The organism is Thalassolituus sp. UBA3500 (genome assembly GCF_002377545.1).
Classification (GTDB): Bacteria; Pseudomonadota; Gammaproteobacteria; order Pseudomonadales; family Oceanobacteraceae; genus Thalassolituus.
The window spans coordinates 1-21437 of record NZ_DFQB01000045.1 but is presented as its reverse complement, the minus strand read 5'-3'; the positions used below and the strand labels follow the sequence as shown (position 1 = coordinate 21437).

Here is a 21437-nt window from a genome sequence, read left to right as displayed (position 1 = left end):
AATGAGCCTGTCGTATCGATACCCTTGACGTATTTCGTCCTTTTCGAGCCCCGGTTCCTCGCTGGCCCGACCTTCCGTTTGCTTGAACTCAGAAAGTGGCGCCGATATTATAGGACTTGCTCGCGCGGCTCAAGACAGGTGTCTGTTGTGACCGCTCACCTGCACTGCGGTTACTTTCCTTTTAGCTGCTGAAACACAGGAACCTTACGGTGAAGAAATGGACTTGATTCTGACGGTCGTCGAATGCCCGCCTCACGCCAATATGCTCAATCACACAAAAGTCTTCCGCAGTGCGGGTGGCTCGGTAGGTCGTGCCGATTCGAACGATTGGGTATTGCCGGACACAGAGCGCATTCTTTCTTCCCGCCATCTTGAAGTGGTGTTTGCGGATGGTCGTTTCTCATTGCTGGATCACAGCACCAACGGCACATTTGTTAATGACAGTCAGGCGCCGCTCGGACCTGGGAAACCTCACCCTCTGGCCGCGGGCGATGTTTTAATCTGTGGTGAATATCAGTTGCAGGTGACTCTGAAAGCACCGCCAGCGGAGCCTGCTATCCCTGCAGATTTAGGGTCGGCGGATTTCCTTGATAAGGGGGATCGCACGACGTTTAATCCGGCTACAGCGGCGAAGCAGCAATCGGCGAACAGTGCCAGTCAGCTGGATTCCTGGCTTGAGCCCGGCGCTCAGACACCAAAGCAACCAGAACAGGACTGGGGCGCGGTGGTGTCTCAGTCGGTGGGGGCAGCTAAAGATGACCCGTGGGGTTCATCGTCGTCGGATGATTCCTTATTTGGGGAATCGTTTGGGGCGTCTTTTGGATCGTCTTCATCGGGCAATGACCCCCTCGCTGCGTTAAACAAACCTGCTTTCTCAGCCCCTACGCCATCGTCTTCGGGTTGGGATGATGGCGATGACTGGTGGAAAAGCGGATCTGCATCGGATCACGCTCCGGTCGAACAACAGAATATGAGAATTCCCCGGCCTGAGGCGCCTGTGCAGCAGCCCTTTGAGTCTCAGCCGCAGAAAGCCGCAGACCCGTTTTCTTCAGATTCTTTTGCGTCAGCGTCGACCGCATCAGAGCAGAATCCGTTTGCGGCATCCGAAGCTGTCGCTGGCGGTGCCGATGATATCGATAGTTTGTTTGGCATACCTACGTCTTCAGATAAGCCCCAGAATACACCACCGGCATTTTCGTCACGTCCTGAGTCGCAGCCGGTGCCGCCAGTGTCGGAGTCGCAGATTCCAGAACCAGCAGCGGCTACACCACCTGCACCCGCAGCTCCCGGTCAGGCTACGCCGGGTTCAGGTGCCTCCAGTGTTGATGTTCGCCAGCTCGCAGGCTTGATGGGGCTGAACAATATTTCGGATGAGCAGTTAGATACGTTAATGCCCGAAGTCTCGGGGATAGTAAATGAAGCGGTGACCCGCTTAATTGATTTGCTACGTGCCCGTACCGCGATCAAGAACGAACTTCGTGTGCAGCACACCATGATTCAGACGGTGGATAATAATCCGCTGAAGTTTTCTGCTAACGCCGAAGACGCGTTAAAGATGATGTTCAGCCGTGATGCGTCTGCGTTTATGCGTCCGCAGGATGCGGTTCGTGATAGTTTTGACGACTTGTCTGATCATCAGGTGGCCGTGTTGAAGGGGATGCATGCCGCGTACGATACGATGTTTAAACATTTTGACCCGGACAACCTGAAACAGCACATTAATGCCCGTGATTCGCTGTTAGGTAATAAAGATGCGAAAAACTGGGTCGCCTTCGAACAGTATTTCAAAGCACTGAAGTCAGACTACGAGACAACATATAACCAGTTGTTTGGTGAAGAATTTGCGCGCGCTTACGAAAAACAGTTGGCGGAGCTGAAGAATACACGGGCTCTTAACCGAACCTGATTACTTTTAGGGAAAGACAATGCAGTTTAAGAAAGGATGGCACCTGATATCGCTGGTGCTGGTACTTACGATGATGTCGGGGTGCCAGTCGGCGCGTAAAGCGCTGAACATGAACACCAGTGCAGTGATTGAATTTACGGCAGGCGCACAGATCAATCCGGATGCTGATGACCGCCCATCACCCGTCGTAATTCATGTGTTTAAGCTGGCTGATGACCGTCAGTTCAGCCGGGAAGATTTCCTGAGTTTGTACGAGGGCGCGCCCGCGCGTCTGGGCAAAGATCTGATCGATACGATCGTTCTTAAGGAGCTTACGCCGGGTGAGAAGCGCATCGAAACGATCGAGCTGGCGACTGAGGTTAAGTATCTGGGGCTGATGGCTGAGTTTATTCAGTATCGTGACGCCGAGGCGTTACTGGTCATTCCGGTACTCGAACACAATGAAAATGTGGTTCAGGTCGGTATCGAGGGAAATCAGATTGCCATTGTTGAAATAGAAGAAGACAACAGTGCTGCCACGCCTCATAAGAAACTACGCAGCGATCGCTCTTCACAGCTCTGACGGTCGCGCTATTCAGAATTCGGAATTCACTGCACGATCTGTGCAGTCACGGAAAGGATGACTCATGTCTTCAAAGAACAAGGTAATCTGGTCGGAAGGAATGTTCCTGCGTCCTCAGCATTTTCAGCAGCAGGATCGTTTTGTTGAGCGCCTTGTTGATGTGCGCACGGGTGCTGTTGGTAGTTACTACTGGGGTATTCAGGAGCTGACGATCGATGTCGAAGCGCTTGAGCTGGGTAAAGTATCTATCTCTTCTGTACGAGGTATTTTCCCGGACGGTACGCCAATACTGGCGCCCGAGTCAGAAGAACTTCCGCCAATTATTGAGATACCCGAAAATACCCGCGATGAAATTGTCTACCTGTGCGTGCCTATGCGCCGCCCCGGTGCTCAGGAATCGGTTCGCGATGCTGAAGAGTTTCCACAGGCGCGCTTCCAGACCTATAACTTCGATGCTCGTGACAGCTCTTCGGCGTCAGGCCAGTCGGCACGCATCCAGATTGGTAAGTTATCCACCTGCTTTAAATTAGGCTCAGAAGATCTTGGTGGCTATGCCTGTATTGGTATCGCACGTATTGCGGAAAGGTTGCCGGGTAACCCGGTGAAGCTCGATAAGACATTTATTCCACCCGTACTCGACTGCACGGTGAGTGGTGAGATTAAAGGCTATATCGAAGAAGTATCAGGCCTGCTGCGTCAGCGCGGTGAAGCATTGAGCCACCGACTGAGTGATTCGGGGCGTTCCGGCTCTGCCGAAATTGCAGATTACCTTCTGTTGCAAGTCATTAACCGCGTTCAGCCACTGGTGAAACATCTGACTCAGTTGGCGACACTGCATCCCCTGACACTTTACACCGAGCTGCTGCAACTCGCAGGTGAACTGTCGACATTTACAGCCAGTGATAAGCGCCCACCAGAAATGCCTCCGTACATTCACACGGATCTGCAGCAGACATTTGCCGGGCTTTTCTCGGCGCTGCGCCAGTCACTTAGCATGGTGCTTGAGCAATCAGCCATTTCTCTGGATCTGGTTGAGCGTAAGTACGGTATTCATGTTGCACCGATAACCGACCCATCGCTGACGCGTTCAGCGTCGTTCGTGGTTGCGGTAAAAGCGGATATGCCAACTGAAGTGTTACGCAGCCGTTTCCCCGCGCAGGCGAAAATTGCACCGGTCGAAACGATTCGAGAGCTGATCACGACGCAGCTGCCGGGTCTGAGAACACGTCCGCTCCCTGTGGCACCACGCCAGATTCCTTACCACGCCGGATTCACTTATTTCGAAATCGAAAATACCGGGGATCTGTGGAAGTCGATGCAGCAGTCCGGTGGTTTTGCAGTACATCTTGGCGCCGATTACCCCGGCTTAATTATGGAACTCTGGGCGATCAGGAGCTGATGTATGGGCAATGATGGACAACAACCGGGTGCGGCTGATCGTACGGTCATGATTCCTACGCCGGGCGCTTCTCGTTCGTCTGCGGGCGCTGCTCAGGGGCGAGCTTCTTCGCCTCAACCAGCGATGCCAGGCAACGAAAAAATCGACGTGCGACATGGTCTTAATCCGTTAGTGACAGGGGCGACAACGCTGCTGACCCTGGTGACAAAACTGCGTTCGACCATGAAGCATGATCAGGTGCCTGATCTTCATAAGCGCCTCACCGAAGAAATTAAAAGCTTTGAACGCAATGCACGAAATAGCGGTATTTCGGGCGACTCCGTTGTCGCTGCGCGTTACCTGTTATGTTCTGTGATTGATGAAATGGTGTTGAATACACCATGGGGCGCGGGCAGTGGGTGGAGTCAGCATTCACTTCTGAGTCTGTTTCATCAGGAAACTTCAGGTGGTGAAAAATCGTTCCTGATTTTACAGAAACTGCTCGAAACGCCGGGAACTCATCTGGACCTTCTCGAGCTGTACTACCTCTGCCTGAGTTTGGGTTTTCAGGGAAAGTATCGCGTGATGCCCCGGGGGAACGAACAACTTGAGCAGATACGCGAGAATCTGTATCACACGATTGAAAGTCATCGTCCTGGCTGGGAATCAGAGTTGTCTCCTCATTGGGAAGGCTCGGTTAAACCCAGTGAATATCTTAAAAATTACATTCCTCTGTGGGTCATCGCCAGTGTTGTGATGGCAATACTCGTACTGACCTATTCTGGCTTTCGCTATTGGATGTATCAGGAGACGACCCCGGTCGCTGAAAGTATCTATACCGAAATATCCGGTGTCGATGGTGCACCTGAACAAGGTTCAGACGTGGTTTCACCGCCACAGGGTAAGCGGTTTTATTAGTCTTGCGGTCTCTGATGAGATTGCAGCTGGATAAGTATAAATGACCATCGGGTAAGGATGCGCCTCCCGTTGTGTACATGGAGAACACATGAAAAAGCTGTTGGCGTTTCTGCAAAATAAGTGGGTCGTCGGAATTATTGGGCTTACGGCTCTGTCATTGCTGATCTGGTTTGGTGCTGAATTTATTAAATTCGGCGCAGACAATATGACGCTGAGCCCGATGACACGAGCGATCATTATCGGATTCTTCTGGTTGTTCTGGCTAACATGGAACGTTAGTCAGTGGCTTGTTGAACGCCGCCAGAACAAAGAACTGCTGGGTGAAATTGAGTCGTCACAGCAGAAAGATGCTGATGTCGTCGACCCCGATCAGGAACGAAGCCAAGAAGAGCTGGCTCAGATGGCAGGCCGTTTTCGTGATGCTCTGGCAACACTTAAAAAGGCACGCTTCAGCTCGCGCCGGGGCAAGCTCAGCCTCTATCAGCTTCCTTGGTACATCATTATTGGCCCGCCGGGTTCAGGTAAAACGACGGCATTGGTTAACTCTGGCCTCGAATTTCCACTGGCGGATACCCACGGCAAACAAGCACTGGGCGGCATTGGTGGAACCCGCAACTGTGATTGGTGGTTCACTAATGATGCCGTGCTGATTGATACCGCTGGGCGTTACACCACACAGGACAGTCACCGTGTGGTGGATAACAATGCCTGGCAGGCGTTTCTGGCACTGCTCAAAAAATATCGTCGTCGTCGCCCAATTAACGGTGCCCTTATTGCAATCAGCCTTCAGGATCTGATGGTTCAGACAAAAGAGCAGCGTGAGCAGCAGGCAAAAATCATTCGGGCCCGCATCAGTGAATTACAGGACGAACTCGGTATTCGCTTCCCGGTTTATTTAACCTTTACCAAGGGCGATCTGGTCGCTGGCTTTGCGGAATTTTTCGGTAATCTTTCACAGGCCGAGCGCGAGCAGGTCTGGGGTGTGAGTTTTCCTCAGGAAGAGAACGAAAACACCGGTGCCGATATCAGCCGCTTCCGCCACGAGTTCAATCAGCTTGTCGAGCGTTTGAACGAGCGTTTGCTGTGGCGTGTCCAGCATGAGCGCAATACCGATAAGCGCGCCATGATTCAGGGTTTTCCGCCAGCTCTTGAGAGTCTGGCGAACGTTGTGGATGGTTTTATTCAACAGACATTTGCGCCGAATAACTACAGCACAGTGCCTATGTTGCGTGGTGTCTACTTTACCAGTGCAACACAGGAAGGTAGCCCGATTGACCGTATGATGGCGCAAGTGAGTGCTAACTTTGGTCTTGAACGTAGTATGGGCAAGCAACAACATAATAGCGGGAAGAGTTTCTTTATTACCCGGCTGTTCCGTGATGTTATTTTTCCTGAATCCGAACTCGTTGGCGTTAACCGGAAGATTGAAAACCTGCTCCGTTGGATGCGTCGTGGTGCGGTTGCGGGCCTGACCGGTTTATTGATTGGCTGTGCCGCTCTGTGGACAGGTGCCTTGGTGCAGAACCGGGCTTATATGGCCGAGGTTGATAGTCTGCATCGCGACTATCTGCAATTGCGCGAAACAATTCGTCCGGAGCAGGCAACAACGGAAGAAGCGCTCAAACTTCTGACGCCACTCTATCAAGCCAGTCTTGTCTACGATCAGGAAGAGCACCCCTTCATCAGTTACCTCGGCCTGTATGACGGTCGTGTCGATGCCGCGGCAGATCAGGCGTACAACACGCAGCTCAACCAAGTGTTTTACCCGGCGGTTGCCAATATGCTTGAGCGTCATTTAAATGCGCTTGGCGCAGACGACAGCGCGCTTCTGCCCGTCTTTCGTGTGTACCTTATGTTGTTTGATCGGGAGCATCGTGACTACGCACAGATTCGTGCCTACGCCGAGACCCGCTGGCAGGATCTTTTGCCGGGTGAGGCAAGCAAACAGTCGCAGCTACTCACACACCTGGATCATCTGATCGAGCTGGGTTTCGACGAGCAGCTCCAGTCCGATGAATATGTCGTTACCCGTACACGCCAGTACCTGCAGCGTATTCCGGTTGCGCAAAGACTCTTTGCGCAGCTTCAGAAAATGGGCAACAACGCTCGAGAAGTCGATCTCTACCGTGAGATTGGTGGTAACCCACAACAGGTATTTGGCTTAAGTGAAAATGATCCGGTATTTATGATGCCGTTCCTGTTCACCAAGGCAGGATACGACCAGGCAGAGTACGGCCCTGACTCCGAAATGATGAAACAGATCGCTGCAGATCAATGGATTTATGGCGGTAATATCAGTGGCGAAGACTACAGCAAGGCGGATCTTGAGAAATTAAGTGCCGATGTCGAGAAGTTATACCTGACTGAGTATGCCCGCCGCTGGCAGGCCTTCTACCAGAAATTCAGCCTCGCGAATTTACCGGGTGGTAGCCAGTCTGTCACCCACCTGCTTAAGTTGGCGGATCAGCTTTCATCACCACTGTCTCAGGTGACAGAGTTGGTTGTGAAAAATACGACCCTGACGCCAGAAATTGAAATGCCTACGGCTTCTGGTGCCGCAGGCGGTCTGGTCGAAAAAGCGGCGGGGATGGTGTATGACCCGACGCTGGTCGATCTCCGTTTTCGCGATATACAGCGCATGCTGGCGGCCGAGAAAGGCACGCCTTCTAAGTTCGCAGGTTATCTGGAGGCTATCGGTGCACTGGCTGAATATCTTGGTCAGATCGATGGTGCACCGGATTCAAATGCGGCGGCCTTTGAAGCGGCGAAAAAACGTTTCTCTGGTGGCGGTGCTGACGCTATTCAGCAACTCAAAAACCTGGCGGCCACCGCACCTGAACAACCTGCTGACTGGCTGAATAAGCTGGCCGATCAGACCTGGGGGGCTGTTATGGGTAAAGCCGGCGTACACCTTAATACCGTGTGGCGTTATCAGGTCTATGAGACGTTCCGTAATACTCTGGGCGACCGCTACCCATTGGTTGCTGGGCGTCAGTCAGAGGCCTCAGTGGTTGCATTCAACGAGTTCTTTAAACCGGGCGGCATTCAACAGGCCTTTGTTGATGAGTATGTTTCTCCGTTTGTAGATACCTATCGCTGGAAGCAAAAAGGGTATGGCGGCTTCTCTATCGGTTTAAGCAGCGAAGCGCTGCGCCAGTTTCAGCGCGCGGATGATATTCGTCGTGCCTGGTTCTCAGAAGGTGAGGCGGCTGCCCTTAACTTCCGCGCCACACCAGAAAAACTGCACTCCAATGTCCGTTTGTTTACGATGGAAATCGGTGAGAACCGCATCAGTTATTCTCATGGCCCACGGATTGAAAAATCACTGAGCTGGATCGCAGGTGAAAGTGGTCGCTCGCGTATTGTGTTCGAAGATCTCGGTGAGCGGGTGTCGAATGATCAATACGATGGTGACTGGTCACTGCTTAGAATGATCGATGATGCGCAGCTGCATTCCACTGTGAATAAATCAGAGAAGGTAATTACGTTTACCGAGTCTGGATATCAGGCGCAGTATCGATTGGCAGCGAGCACGAATGTAAATCCGTTCGACCTGTCATTGCTTCGTAACTTCCGTTGCCCACAGTCCTTGTAAGGAAATCGTATGAATTACGGCATTTACGGCAAGTTACCCGCGCATGGTGATTTTCTGGTGCGCAATCTGCCTCAGACATTTATCGATGTCTGGGATGAATGGTTGCAGTGCGTTGTGGCAGGGTCGCGTAATATTCTCGCCGATGACTGGCTCGAGTTTTACTTAACCAGTTCAGTCTGGCGCTTTGGTCTTAATGCTGGGGTTATCGATCAGCAGTGTTGGGCAGGAATTCTTGTTCCTAGTGTGGATAGTGTGGGTCGCTACTTTCCATTAACCATTGCTGTGCCTGTCGGTCAGGGGGAAAATTTATATGCACTGATAGCTGATGGCGAACACTGGTTTGCAGAGCTACAGCAGGCGGCGATATCCGGGCTTCAGGACCAGCTGGCGGTTGACGATCTTTGTGAAAAGTTGAGTCAGGTTGCAATACCGTCATGCCCGCGCCATTGCTTTACCAGTGCTTCCGGGAGCCAGGTTTCTGTCGGTGGCACCAAACCTGAATTCGGTTCTCTGCACAGTATGGCTCAGCCAGTGCCGGGCAGTGCCAGCCTTTGGGGAATGACTGCGAATGAAAATGCGCCGTCTGTTGCTTTTGTCGCATCTGGTCTTCCTTGTCCGGAAGAATATACGCGTATGCTGACGGGACAGTGGTCATAATTTAATGGGTGTTAACAGCCTACCGCTGGTGTAGTATCATTTTCCTACTGGACCAGAAATACCAAAATTGAAAGGACTCTGCCATGCCATTTGGTCATGTTGTCGATATCGATAGCCTCGTCGCCCCTGTTAATGAAGATACTCCACAGGGTATTGATATTCGTGAAGACCGCTCCCCTACATCCGATTACTACACCATTAAAGATGCTCGTAATGCGGCTCGCGCAGCAGAGCGTTCGGCCATGTTTGGTGGCGACGATGAGGTGGATGTTGCTGGCCCGTGGGATATTGTTCAGCGTACCGCCAATAAGATTCTGACTGAGTCTTCAAAAGATCTTGAAGTTGCTTCCTGGTATCTTGAAAGTCTGATTCGCAGCCATGGTGTTTCTGGTCTGCGTGATGGTTTTTCAGTGATTAATCTGCTTATTAACGAATTCTGGGATGATGTTTATCCGCTGCCCGATGAAGACGGAATTGAAACACGGGTTGCGCCGCTCACAGGCCTGAATGGTGATGGCGGTGATGGCACACTGCTGGCGCCGCTGCGTAATATCGAAATTACGGTATACGGTGATAAAGGCGCATTTAGTTATTACCAGTATTTGCAGGCTCGTGACGCTGATAAGATTGATGATGACGATAAGAAATCAGAGCGAATTGCGTCACTGGGTTATAGTCTGGCTGAAATTACCGATACGATAGCCGCCACTGACCTGCTTACCTGTCAGAATTTTGTAACCACACTTGAAGAGTGTGCCGAACTCTATAAAAACATCAGCTCGACCTTGCGTGAGAAGTGCGGCGCCGAAGCCCCACCAAGTTCAAAGATTACTGAGCTGATCGACGAAATCGTACGTACCACCCGTTTTATCTATAAGCCAAAGCTCGATGAAGCGGATGCCGCAAGCGCTGCGGTTGAAGCCGAAGAAAATGCCGCTGCTGCTGAAGAGGCTGCGGCAGACGCCAGCGCCATACAGGGAGGGCAGGTTGTGCGTTTAGTGAATGGAACCACAGGGCCGATTACCAATCGTGAGGAAGCACTGAAGCGTCTTGAAGAAGTTGCTAAGTATTTCCGCCAGTACGAGCCACACACACCACTGGCGCCAGGTCTTGAGCGTCTGATCAACTGGGGCCGGATGACGGTTGCTGAGTTGATGATGGAGCTTATTCCAGACAGCAATGCACGCGGCCTGTTCTCGCAGTTTACAGGCGTAAAAATGGACGGTTCAGATGAGTCAACATATGTTGCTCCTCCTGCCGCTCCGGCAGCTCCGGCAGCGAGCGAAGCCGCCGCTACTCCGGCTGCAGAAGCTGTCCCTCAAGCTGAGCCTGAACCGAAGTCTGATACCAGCTGGTAAGAATTAACAGAATTACGGTGAACACCGTTACTCAAAGGAAAAGGAGTTACTCATGTCCGAAAGTATCCACAATAAACTGAAGCGCGTGCGTAAGCCTCGCGTACACATCACATATGATGTTGAAACGAATGGCGCTGAAGTTAAAAAAGAACTGCCGTTTGTCGCAGGTGTCATGGGTGACTACTCAGGTGATAACGCTGAAAACCGCAAGGCACTGAAAGAGCGTAAATTCGTTCAGGTTGATCGCGATAACTTCAATGAAGTGATGGCTAAAGTTAATCCGAAACTGAACCTGCAGGTTGAAAACACACTGGCAGGCGACGGCAATACCATGGCTGTGGATCTGGACTTCCGTAAAATGGATGACTTCACACCGGAAGCGATCGTAGAGCAGGTTGAGCCATTGAAACAGCTGCTGGACGCGCGTAACAAACTGCGTGACCTGCTGAGCAAAGCAGATCGCTCTGAAGAGCTGGAAACGGTTCTTGAACAAATTCTGAAAAACACTGACAACATCACTGAGATTTCTCAGCAGCTGGGTGTTGGCGAAAGCAAAGAAGGAGCTGAGTAATGAGTACTGAAGTCGAAGCTGCGGTAGGCGCAGAAGCGGAAGAACAGTCGGTTAGTCTGCTTGAACAGGCAATTACCTACACCAAGCAAACTGGCCGTGAAGAAACTGAAGACCTGCTGGCAAACCTGACCGAACAGGTTCTGAAAGGTACTGTTACCTGGGATCGTAACCTGACCAATACAATTAAGCAGGCAATTACTGCGATTGATCAGGCGATGTCAAAACAGCTCAGCGCTGTATTGCATGACGAAAAATTCCAGAAGCTCGAAGGCTCATGGCGCGGTCTGAACCACCTCGTGATGAACAGCGAAACGGGTGCAACTCTGAAAATCCGCATGCTTAACCTGAGTAAGCGTGAGCTTTTCCGTGACCTTGATAAGGCGGTTGAGTTCGACCAGAGCCAGATCTTCAAAAAGATCTACGAAGAAGAATTCGGTACAGCGGGTGGTGAGCCATACGGCTGCATGATCGGAGACTTTGAGTTCACTAATCACCCTGAAGATATCGACCTGCTGAGTAACATGTCTAACGTTGCTGCGGCTGGTTTCTGTCCGTTTATTTCAGCGGCGGGCTCCGGCATGTTCGGTTTTGATGACTTTACTGAGTTGTCTAAGCCACGTGATCTGGGCGGTATTTTCGAGTCTCAGGAATACATCAAATGGCGCAGCTTCCGTGACAGCGAAGATTCACGCTTTGTCACTCTGGTTATGCCACGTGTTCTGGCACGTACTCCATACGGTGCGGCGTCTAAACCCGTTGAAGCCTTCAATTTCGAAGAGTTTGATCTGGACGAGTCTGGCATGTCGAAAGCAACTGAGCACGACGATTACTGCTGGATGAACGCGTCTTATGTAATGGGTACCACCCTGACACGTGCGTTCTCTGAAAACTCCTGGTGTACTGCGATTCGTGGTGCCGAAGGTGGTCGTGTTGATGGCCTGCCGACGCACATCTTCAAGAGTGATGATGGTGATACTGACCAGAAGTGTCCTACTGAAGTAGGTATCACTGACCGTCGTGAAGCTGAGTTGTCTAACCAGGGCTTCCTGCCACTGTGTCACTACAAAAATACAGATTACTCTGTGTTCTTTGGTGCTCAGTCTACTCAGAAGCAGAAAGTATTTGATGATCCGGATGCCACTGCAAACGCGTCGATCTCTGCTCGTCTGCCATATCTGATGGCGACTTCACGTATTGCTCATTACCTGAAAGTAATGGCGCGTGACAAAGTAGGTTCGTTCATGCAAGCAGAAAACTGCGAGCGTTGGTTGAATCAGTGGATTGCCCAGTACACCAACGGCAACCCAGATGCGTCTGCTGAAATGAAAGCCAAGTACCCACTGGCTGAAGCTCGCGTTGAAGTTAAGGAGATTCCAGGTTCTCCAGGTGCATACAGCGCCGTTGCTTACCTGAAGCCTTGGCTGCAAATGGAAGAGCTGACAACTTCTCTGCGTATGGTTGCGAATATTCCGCAGCCTAAGTAAGCAGATATCGGGGGCCTCAGGCCCCCTTTATAATTTCTTCTTTAGAGGTTTTCCGTGCTGAACGATTCCGCAGGCATGGCTGTCATGTCAGAGAATCCTTCGCCAACCCTTTCATCGGACGAAATACCCCTCGCGGATATTTATTCTTTCCTTTCTGAAAACGATGATGTGGAGGCGTTTCGCCGTTGGGTCGAATTATCGTCACCTGCCGATACGTCACGTCTGGAACCTTGTCGCTGGCTTGCACAGCAAATTGCTTTTATTGATGAGCTGATCTCTGAGCAGATCGATGCGGTATTGCACAACAATCGCTTTCAGGCACTTGAAGCATCATGGCGTGGCCTCTGGTTTCTAATTGATGCCGTTGTTAATCCTGAAAATACCAAAATCAGATTACTGGATGTCAGTTGGAAAGATCTCGCTCGTGATATGGAACGTGCGCCAGATTTTGATCAAAGCGGTTTATTTCACCTGATTTATAACGAAGAGTTCGGTACGCCTGGTGGTGAACCCTTCAGTGTCCTTTTGGGTGACTATTACGTTGCGCACAGGCCCTACGAAGATCATCGCATTGACGATGTTTTCACTCTACAGGGTATCAGTCGAGCTGCAGCTGCTGCTTTTTGTCCGTTTGTCTGCAGTGCAGCACCTCAACTCTTCGGTCTGGATAACTTCGATAACCTGGGTTTGCATATTAACGTTGATGAGATTTTCCGATCTCATGATTACGTGCGCTGGCGCTCAATGCGGGAGCACGACGATAGTCGTTTTCTTGCGCTGACATTACCCCAGGTATTGATACGTGAGCCGTACAAGGATAATCGCCGTTCGCGCCGGGGCTTGCGTTTCAATGAAAATGTTGCCGGCAAAGACAATCGCAAATACTTGTGGGGCAACGCCTGCTTCGCTCTCGGAACGGTGCTGATCAGGGAGTTTTCCGAGGTCGGTTGGTTCAGCCATATACGGGGCGTTCCGCGCGATCATTATGGCGGCGGGCTGGTGACGCAGTTTCCTACACCTGCGTATCGTACCGATTCATCGCGCGCGATGGTGAAAATGTCGACGTCTGTCACCGTGACCGATCAGTTAGAGCGTGAACTGAGTGATTATGGAATGATCGCGCTTTGTCACTGCTTCCAGACGCCTTACGCCGTATTTAATAATTGCCCGTCGCTGCAGATCCCGAAGGTGTATGCGAAGAAATCGGCAACGGCTAACGCACGTATCAGTTCGATGTTGCAGCAGATATTGTGTGGCTCGCGCGTGGCTCAGTACATCAAAGTGATTGTTCGCGATAAGGTCGGTTCATATACCACTGCCGAATCATGTGAGCGCTTCTTACAGAACTGGTTAGATCAATATACGACGGGTCGGGATGACCTGTCGTGGGAAATGATGGCACGGTACCCCTTGCGGGAAGCTCGCGTTGTGGTCGATGAAGATCCGTCAAATCCCGGTTACTACTCAAGCCTGGTACATCTGAAGACGCACTACTCAGTAGATCATTTGGTGTCAGAACTTAAGCTCACGACTGCGTTAAGTCAGATTGATATTGGCAAGGTATGATGAATGTCTGAATTAAAAGATAAGCCTCTGGTCGCGCCTCTCCTTGATCGTTTTCTTGAACAGAACAAAGGCACGGACTTTCGTCAGAGTCATCAAATTGTGCGCAGCCTGCGGGAAAGTATACGACGCGATCTTGAGAATTTGTTTAACACCCGTTATTGCTGTGTGTCGCCGCCAGCGGGATACAGCCATCTTGATGATTGTGTGTTGAATTATGGCTTGCCAGATTTATCGACGATCAACATGACCTCGTTCGATAGTCGTAACGAATTCTGCCGTCGGATTGAAAAGGCAGTAAAGCGTTTCGAGCCAAGGATTCGTTCAGTCAAGGTGAAAACCGACATGGCGATCGATAACGAAGACCCGACGATCCGTTTTAGGGTTGAGGCAACGCTCAACGTAAATCCGCTGCAAGAAATGATTATATTTGAATCGGCGCTAAACCCCGTCAATCAGACGGTGAATGTTTCGGAGATTTTCTGATTATGAGCGACAGGCTCTTATATCATTACGAAAAAGAACTGGCGTTTATTAAGCAGTCGGCCAGTGATTTTGCACGTCAGCATCCATCGGTCGCTGAAAGCCTCAAGCTGGGCAACGACTCAGTTGATGATCCGCTGGTATCGCGTCTGCTTTCCGGCTTCGCCTTCTTGAATGCGCGTATTCAGCAGAAGCTGAGTGATGATTTTCCTGAATTGACGGATGCCATGCTGGAGACGCTTTATCCGCATTATCTGCGTCCGGTTCCATCCATGGCGATTACTCAGTTTGCTCCACTTGATGACCTGGACTCTCCCGTTCAGATTCCGGCGGGTACCTTGCTCGATACTGACTCAGATGGCGAAGAGTGCCGGTTCACGACGTCTTATCCGGTAGAGTTGTTACCCTTGAAGGTCGAGACCGCTCAATTAATGCCCCGACCATTCGTTGCACCGGGCAGTCTGGAAGTGCAGGGTGCTGCGGCCGTACTCAAGGTCTCTTTCAGAACGTTGAGTGATGATCTCGTTCTGAATGAAATGGATTTCTCAAAGATTCGCCTGTTTCTTAAAGGGCAGCTACCGCATGTCCATCCGCTGTATGACTTATTGTTAACCAAGTGTTTTAAAGTTGTTGTCGCCAATGGTGAGTCTGATGTCGCTCCCGTTTTCCTGAACTCCGATTGTCTGGAGCAGGTTGGCTTTGGAATTGACGAAGGCATGCTGCCTTACCCGCCCAACTCTTTCGCCGGTTACCGGCTATTAACTGAGTTTTTTGCATTTCAGGAGAAGTTCCAATTCATTGATCTGACTCAGCTCGATGTCGCAATGAATGAGTCTTACACCAATACGCTGAATGTTTATTTTTATTTGCGTGAGAGTGACTCAGAGCTTGAGCACCAGGTGAATGCTGGGATGTTTGCACTCGGGTGTACACCGATCGTAAATATATTCGAGACGACCGCTGACCCTGTTGCTTTAACGCACACGGAGTCGCGTTACCCGGTTGTTCCGGACTCCCGGCGTCGAGATGGCCTTGAGGTGTATAGCATTACCGATGTTGGCGCGACCGACAGTGATGGCTATTACACACCTTATCGACCGTTTTATGGCATGAATCACAGTCGTAATACTGATGCTAAGCCAGCGTTCTGGTTAACGCATCGCCGCGAGGTGCTTGAGGGTGACCATCGTAATGAACTGGCATCCGAGGTGGATATCAGTCTGGTCGATATGAATTTCACCCCGCATCAGGTTAAGAATCAGAACCTTGAAATGAAGCTTTTATGCACTAATCGCAATGTGCCAAGAAAGCTGACCACAGGACAAGGGCGCCCTTATTTTGAAGTGGTTGATGATGAGTATCCAACCGAGCGTATCCAGTGTGTGGTTGTTCCGTCGGCAACCATTCGTCCGCCACTGCGGGAGCGCGGTTATTGGCGTTTGATTTCGCACCTTAATCTTAATCACCTGTCTCTGAGTCAGGGGGGAGGCTCTGTTGAAGCTCTGAAAGAGATTCTGCGCTTGTACGACTTCAGAGACTCCGCCAGTACACGCAATATGATTGATGCTATTGCTGCGATTCATACGAAGCCTGTTACCTCTCCTGTTCAGGTGGATGGCATGGTGTCTTTGTGTCGCGGTACGCAGATTGATCTCGAACTGGACCCAGTGATGCTTGCGGGAACGAGCCCGCTTATGTTCGCCAGTGTGCTGGAGCGCTTCTTCGGTCTGTACGGTTCGATTAATTCGTTTACCAAGTTAACAGTAACGCTCAATGGAAAAGATGGGGAGTTTAAGCGATGGCCACCGCGCGCCGGCGAAAAAGCCTTAATCTGATTGAGCAGTTACAGACTGAGCCACAGCGCTTTGATTTTTTTCAGGCGGTGCGGCTACTTGAATCTGCCTCACAGCAGAATACCCAGGATGATGATGTTGCTGATGCATCGGTCGGTGGATTAGCGCGTCCGGATCAGGAGGCCGTTCACTTTACGTCTCGCAATTCGCTGGCCTTTAATGGCTCTGACGTCACCAAAGTATCGCAGAAGCGGATTCATAGTCACGATTCTGAAGAAAACCCTGCACTGCAATGGCAGGTCGAAGTCGCCATGATGGGGCTGACGGGTAGCCAGGGGGTGATGCCTTACTATCTGAGTGAGACGGTCATCTCTGAGCTGAGACAGAAAAATCCGGCATTGAAAGACTACCTGGACCTGTTTAATCATCGAACTGTTTCGTTGTTTTATGAAGCGTGGCACAAGTACCAGATGGGCCCCTCATTCGAGCGAACGGTCAGAGAGGGTACTGAAAAGAAAGACCTTTTCACCGACGCATTGTTGTCGTTGGCTGGCCTGGGTATTCCTGAGTTGCGTTATCGCTCGACCATGCCGGACGAGCCTATTGCTCAATACGCCGCTCATTTTGCTCGCGGAATCTGTTCGGCAGAGTCTTTACGGAGCAGTATTGCAGGCATGTTCGGTCTCGAGACTTACATCGAGCAGTTTAATGGCTCATGGTATGACTTACCTGAGGACGCACGTTGCCGTTTACCGGATGAAGATCATCCCCATGGCGTTAATAATGCGCTGGGTGTGAGTACTGTTATGGGCACCCGTTGTTATCAGGCACAAAGTAAATTTACCGTTATTACAGTGCCGCACAATGAAGAAGAGTTTCAGAGCCTTGCGCCAGGATCGCGTGGGCTCGAAGAGTTAAAGTCATTCATACGCATGAGTGTGGGGGAAGAGCAGGACTTCGATATCGAAGTGAAGCTGGATGCCAGATACTTTCCGCTTGATGACCTGTTTGATCCAACCAAGTCTGATTCGCTTCTTGGTTGGAATACCTACATGAACCCAGAAAAGATAAAAGATAATGCGTTATCAGTCCGGCTCTCTCAGCACGTACCCGTGCCGGATGACGCATTACCAATGGCGTACTAATCGCACGGATCACATGGATTCAATAATTTCAGAGATGAACGAGGAATAAACCCATGATTAACATCAACCTGAAGTCGCTAGTCGACAAAATGTCGCCGTACATGAGGGACTCGCTTGAAGGGGCCGCTGGCCTTTGTCTTGCTCACAGCCAGTACAATGTTGAACTCGAGCATTGGTTGCTGAAACTCCTCGATATCTCTGATACCGATTTTGTTACCTTGCTGGAAAAGCACGACGTTAATCCCGGTAATGTCGCCAAGCAGCTGGCGGGTACTATTTCGCGTTTCCGTTCAGGCAGTAGTCGTCCAGCCGCTCTCGCGCCAAGTATTGTCGAAGCCGCTAAGAACGCTTGGATGCTGGCTTCCGTCGACTACGCGCAACCCGTCGTCAGCTCTGGCCACCTGCTCGCGGCTTTGCTGTTAGAAGACAGCACGCGTCGTCAGCTCCTTGAAAGCTGCCCTGAGTTAAAAGAGATTGCGCCAGAATCAATCCGTGAAACTGCCCGCGCTATTTTCGGCACCACTGGCGAGACTGATTCACTGGTTCGTGGCAATGAACCGGGCTCAGAAGGCGGCCAGGCAGGCCCTGTGTCTGCGTCTAAAACGCCAGCGCTTGATAAGTACACAGTGAACTTAACCGAGCGTGCTCAAAGCGGTCAGATTGATCCTGTACTCGGTCGTGATGAAGAGATTCGTCAGTGTATCGACATCCTGACGCGTCGCCGCCAGAACAACCCCATCATGACGGGGGAAGCCGGTGTGGGTAAAACCGCGGTTGTAGAAGGTTTTGCTCTGCGTATTGCCGCAGGTGACGTGCCTGAACCGCTTAAAGGAGTTGCTGTACGTACACTCGATCTTGGTTTGCTGCAAGCTGGCGCAAGCGTGAAGGGTGAATTTGAGAATCGCCTCAAGTCCGTTATTGAAGAGGTCCGCGCTTCTGTCACACCAATCATTCTGTTTATTGATGAAGCCCACACCATGATTGGTGCGGGCGGTAAAGAAGGACAGGGCGATGCAGCAAACCTGCTGAAACCTGCACTGGCACGTGGCGAGCTGCGCACGATTGCTGCGACGACCTGGGCTGAATACAAAAAATACTTCGAACGTGATCCAGCACTGACCCGCCGCTTCCAGGTGGTGAAAGTCGAAGAGCCGTCGGAAGAAAAAGCCATTGATATGATGCGTGGTATTGCGCAATCGCTGCAGGATCACCACAAGGTTCGGATTCTGGACGAAGCTATTATCGCTTCTGTGACTTTATCTCATCGTTATATTCCGGGACGCCAGCTACCCGATAAGTCTGTCAGTCTGCTGGACACGGCCTGTGCTCGTGTGGCGCTCAGTCAGTCCGCGACGCCGGGTGCAATAGAAGATGCGCAGCGTCGTATTCAACGTGCCGATACAACCATCGGTAAACTGGAACGGGAGGCTGCAGCGACAGGAGAACACACCGAACGTCTGGCAGCACTCTACGAAGAAAAGCAGAACGCAGAAAGTCTTTTAGCAGAGTTGAATGCTCAGTACGAAAAAGAAAACGCATTGATTACGCAAATTCGCGAATGCCGCGATAAAATTGATCAGAATTTTATGGCATCGGCTGACAGTAAGTTGTCCGATAGCGAAGCAGACGAACTGAAGACCCAACTTAAGGCACTGACGGCTGAACTGGCTGGTATTCAGGGGGATGCGCCTCTGATGCAAGCGAATGTCGATGAGCAGGCTATTGCCGAGGTCATCGCCAACTGGACCGGTATTCCTGTGGGTAAAATGGTCAGTGATCAGATTACTGCGGTACAGACACTTGCTGATCGCTTGGGGCAGCGTGTTATTGGTCAGCCACATGCGCTGGAAGCCATTGCACAGGTCATCCGGACCTCGCGTGCTGGTTTAACTGATCCGCGTAAACCTATGGGGGTATTTCTGTTCTGCGGTACGTCGGGTGTTGGTAAAACTGAGACGGCACTGGCACTGGCAGACGAACTGTTTGGCGGTGAGCAGAACATTACCACCATTAATATGTCTGAATTCAAAGAAGAGCACAAAGTCTCCATGCTTCTTGGTTCCCCTCCGGGGTATGTGGGGTATGGCGAAGGCGGCGTACTGACCGAAGCGGCACGCCGTAAGCCATACTCCGTCATCCTGCTGGATGAGATGGAGAAGGCACACCCAGGCGTTCAGGATATTTTCTACAACCTTTTCGATAAAGGTACGATCAAAGACGGTGAAGGTCGGGATATCGACTTTAAGAATACCATCATCATCATGACGTCGAACGCCGGTGAAGATGCCATCCGCGCTATCTTTAATCAGGTTGAAGAAAAACCAGAGCCTGAAGTGCTGCTCGACAATATCCGTCCACACCTGCTTCAGCATTTCAAACCGGCATTCATGGGGCGTGCGAATACCATCGCTTACTATCCATTGGATGACGAGAACCTAATGCAGATATCGGCGATTAACCTGCGTAAAATTGAGAAACGTCTTACCGAAAAATACGGTGCAGAGTTTAGTTACGACGAAGACGTACTCATCAATATTGTCGCGCGTTGTCAGGAATCCGATACCGGTGCACGTAACATTGAAACCATCCTCAATCGTACTGTGCTGCCTGCATTGGCATCTGAGTGCTTAGCGAAGATGGCCGAGGGCGAAGAAGTTACTAAGGTGCATATTGGTGCTACCGAAGAAGGTGACTTTACTTACCAGGTGAGCTGATTATTGGGTAGGAACAAAAAAAACGGGGCGAAAGCCCCGTTTTTTGTATCGATTTCAATTTAAGTATCAACTGAGACTATGGATCGACAGCGGGGAGGCCTATTCTATTGATCAACTGCTGCAGATGCCTTACGCACTAGTTCTGCGATACTTTGATGTATTCTAGTGAATATCATACGAATGAATGCCACGGAGAGGACCGTAGTATCTGTTACGATAATCCCCAAGGCTCGTGCCATACGCTTTATAAGTCTCATAACCCAGATACCAAGATCTTTAGATAGGTCATAGGCTTTGTGCATCATATACGCGAGACGATCTAAGATGGTGAATGTGGTTGTCCCAGCCCCGATGAGTGCTATCCCGGCTAGGTTAATTATTTTATTAATAACCCACAAGAGAGCAGCATCGAGAATACGTGCCGTATTTAGTGTAAGGGAAACGGGCCCATCTGACTTTAACCAGTTCTCTATAGCGGAATCCATCATTGCGGGTGGGCGTTTAGCCCTCAATATTTTCCAGTCTAAACTTTCAGAATCATCGCCTGTAACAGATTTTATATAATGCTTCATAAAATGATATTGCCATGGGATTAGGGCTAGTCCCGAATCTAGCAAATAATCCGTTCCCTGATCAGGCACATGAGTGAAAGGCCATGTAGGGAGCATTGGGACAGGATCAGTTTTGTGGAAAACACGAAAGATATTCTCTGAATGAAGTCTGCTCGTAAGCCCACTGGCGAAGTAGGGCATCCCTACTCTAGGTGATCCAAAAGTATATAATTGGACGGTCTTTGAGGTGTTATAGCTCAGCCAGTCAGCTACCAGGGTTGCTAAAGCTCCACCAAGACTATGACCAATGCAATGAATAGTGTGTATTTCAGGTCTACTAGCGAGCCCCGTATGGAACTCCTTCAGTTGAGGTAGAAAAGATTCGAATGTGTATTGAAATCCTTGGTGAACTTGGCCTCCACTACTACATCGCTTAATACCTGCATTTAGGTCGGTTAATGCGTCAAAACCGCTCGCTGTTCCTTTTAATACGACGAAGGATTGCCCTTTGTAGTCTTCAATTCCATAAGCACACAGCCCCATAATATGAGATGACTTCAGGAATACTAAAGCGCCCGTTTTTCCGTTTAACTCAGTTTCCCCTTCAAGTTTATCTTTGTATTCAATCATGAACGTCTTACGTTCTGATTCGGTCTTTAAACCATACGCATCTTGAGCTAGAAGTGCAGCAAATCTTGGATCGAGAGCAGTGTCCATGAACATTCCTTGTATTTATTCCCGAATTCATATACTAACCGC

Annotated in this window: 15 protein-coding genes; 14 read left to right on the top strand and 1 reads right to left on the bottom strand. The window is 50.5% G+C overall.

Features of this window, described 5'->3' with window-relative positions:
- The first annotated feature begins 217 nt into the window (after positions 1-217).
- The 14 genes from tagH to tssH all read left to right on the top strand — a co-directional run bounded on the left by tagH (position 218) and on the right by tssH (position 20127).
- The gene (gene tagH, locus B2R29_RS11575; protein ID WP_301181213.1) at positions 218-1906 is read left to right on the top strand and encodes a type VI secretion system-associated FHA domain protein TagH; all 1689 of its coding nucleotides are present in this window, start codon (positions 218-220) and stop codon (positions 1904-1906) included.
- Between the two features lie 19 nt (positions 1907-1925).
- On the top strand, positions 1926-2468 hold the full coding sequence (tssJ, locus tag B2R29_RS11570; RefSeq protein WP_301181212.1) for a type VI secretion system lipoprotein TssJ: 543 nt from the start codon (positions 1926-1928) through the stop codon (positions 2466-2468).
- Between the two features lie 64 nt (positions 2469-2532).
- Positions 2533-3867, top strand: coding sequence for a type VI secretion system baseplate subunit TssK (gene tssK / locus B2R29_RS11565; RefSeq protein ID WP_301181211.1), 1335 nt, complete (start codon positions 2533-2535; stop codon positions 3865-3867).
- A gap of 3 nt (positions 3868-3870) precedes the next feature.
- Positions 3871-4764: a type IVB secretion system protein IcmH/DotU gene (icmH, locus tag B2R29_RS11560; protein ID WP_301181210.1), complete on the top strand. Its 894-nt coding sequence runs from the start codon at positions 3871-3873 to the stop codon at positions 4762-4764.
- An 88-nt stretch (positions 4765-4852) separates the two neighbouring features.
- On the top strand, positions 4853-8359 hold the full coding sequence (gene tssM, locus B2R29_RS11555; RefSeq protein WP_301181209.1) for a type VI secretion system membrane subunit TssM: 3507 nt from the start codon (positions 4853-4855) through the stop codon (positions 8357-8359).
- A 9-nt stretch (positions 8360-8368) separates the two neighbouring features.
- Positions 8369-9016, top strand: coding sequence for a type VI secretion system-associated protein TagF (gene tagF / locus B2R29_RS11550; protein ID WP_300428721.1), 648 nt, complete (start codon positions 8369-8371; stop codon positions 9014-9016).
- A gap of 83 nt (positions 9017-9099) precedes the next feature.
- On the top strand, positions 9100-10374 hold the full coding sequence (tssA, locus tag B2R29_RS11545) for a type VI secretion system protein TssA (RefSeq protein WP_301181208.1): 1275 nt from the start codon (positions 9100-9102) through the stop codon (positions 10372-10374).
- A 52-nt stretch (positions 10375-10426) separates the two neighbouring features.
- Positions 10427-10945 (top strand): type VI secretion system contractile sheath small subunit, encoded by a 519-nt coding sequence (gene tssB, locus B2R29_RS11540; protein WP_301181206.1) that lies wholly within the window; start codon positions 10427-10429, stop codon positions 10943-10945.
- Positions 10945-12429, top strand: a complete 1485-nt coding sequence (tssC, locus tag B2R29_RS11535) for a type VI secretion system contractile sheath large subunit (RefSeq protein WP_068439115.1) — start codon at positions 10945-10947, stop codon at positions 12427-12429. Before tssB ends, tssC (B2R29_RS11535) begins: the two co-directional genes overlap by 1 nt.
- Positions 12430-12483: 54 nt before the next feature.
- On the top strand, positions 12484-13995 hold the full coding sequence (gene tssC, locus B2R29_RS11530) for a type VI secretion system contractile sheath large subunit (RefSeq protein WP_301181204.1): 1512 nt from the start codon (positions 12484-12486) through the stop codon (positions 13993-13995).
- A gap of 3 nt (positions 13996-13998) precedes the next feature.
- A complete protein-coding gene (gene tssE, locus B2R29_RS11525) occupies positions 13999-14478 on the top strand; it encodes a type VI secretion system baseplate subunit TssE (protein WP_301181203.1) in 480 nt (159 codons plus the stop codon).
- Between the two features lie 2 nt (positions 14479-14480).
- The gene (gene tssF / locus B2R29_RS11520) at positions 14481-16310 is read left to right on the top strand and encodes a type VI secretion system baseplate subunit TssF (protein WP_301181202.1); all 1830 of its coding nucleotides are present in this window, start codon (positions 14481-14483) and stop codon (positions 16308-16310) included.
- Complete coding sequence (gene tssG / locus B2R29_RS11515) at positions 16274-17413, top strand: type VI secretion system baseplate subunit TssG (protein WP_301181201.1); 1140 nt, start codon at positions 16274-16276, stop codon at positions 17411-17413. The genes tssF and tssG overlap by 37 nt, the downstream gene beginning before the upstream one ends.
- Positions 17414-17466: 53 nt before the next feature.
- Positions 17467-20127, top strand: coding sequence for a type VI secretion system ATPase TssH (gene tssH / locus B2R29_RS11510; RefSeq protein WP_301181200.1), 2661 nt, complete (start codon positions 17467-17469; stop codon positions 20125-20127).
- Positions 20128-20231: 104 nt separating this feature from the next.
- On the opposite strand, the gene B2R29_RS11505 is transcribed toward tssH, so the two are convergent.
- Entirely contained in the window at positions 20232-21395 is a 1164-nt protein-coding gene (locus B2R29_RS11505; protein WP_301181199.1) for a lipase family protein, read from the bottom strand.
- Positions 21396-21437: the final 42 nt, after the last annotated feature.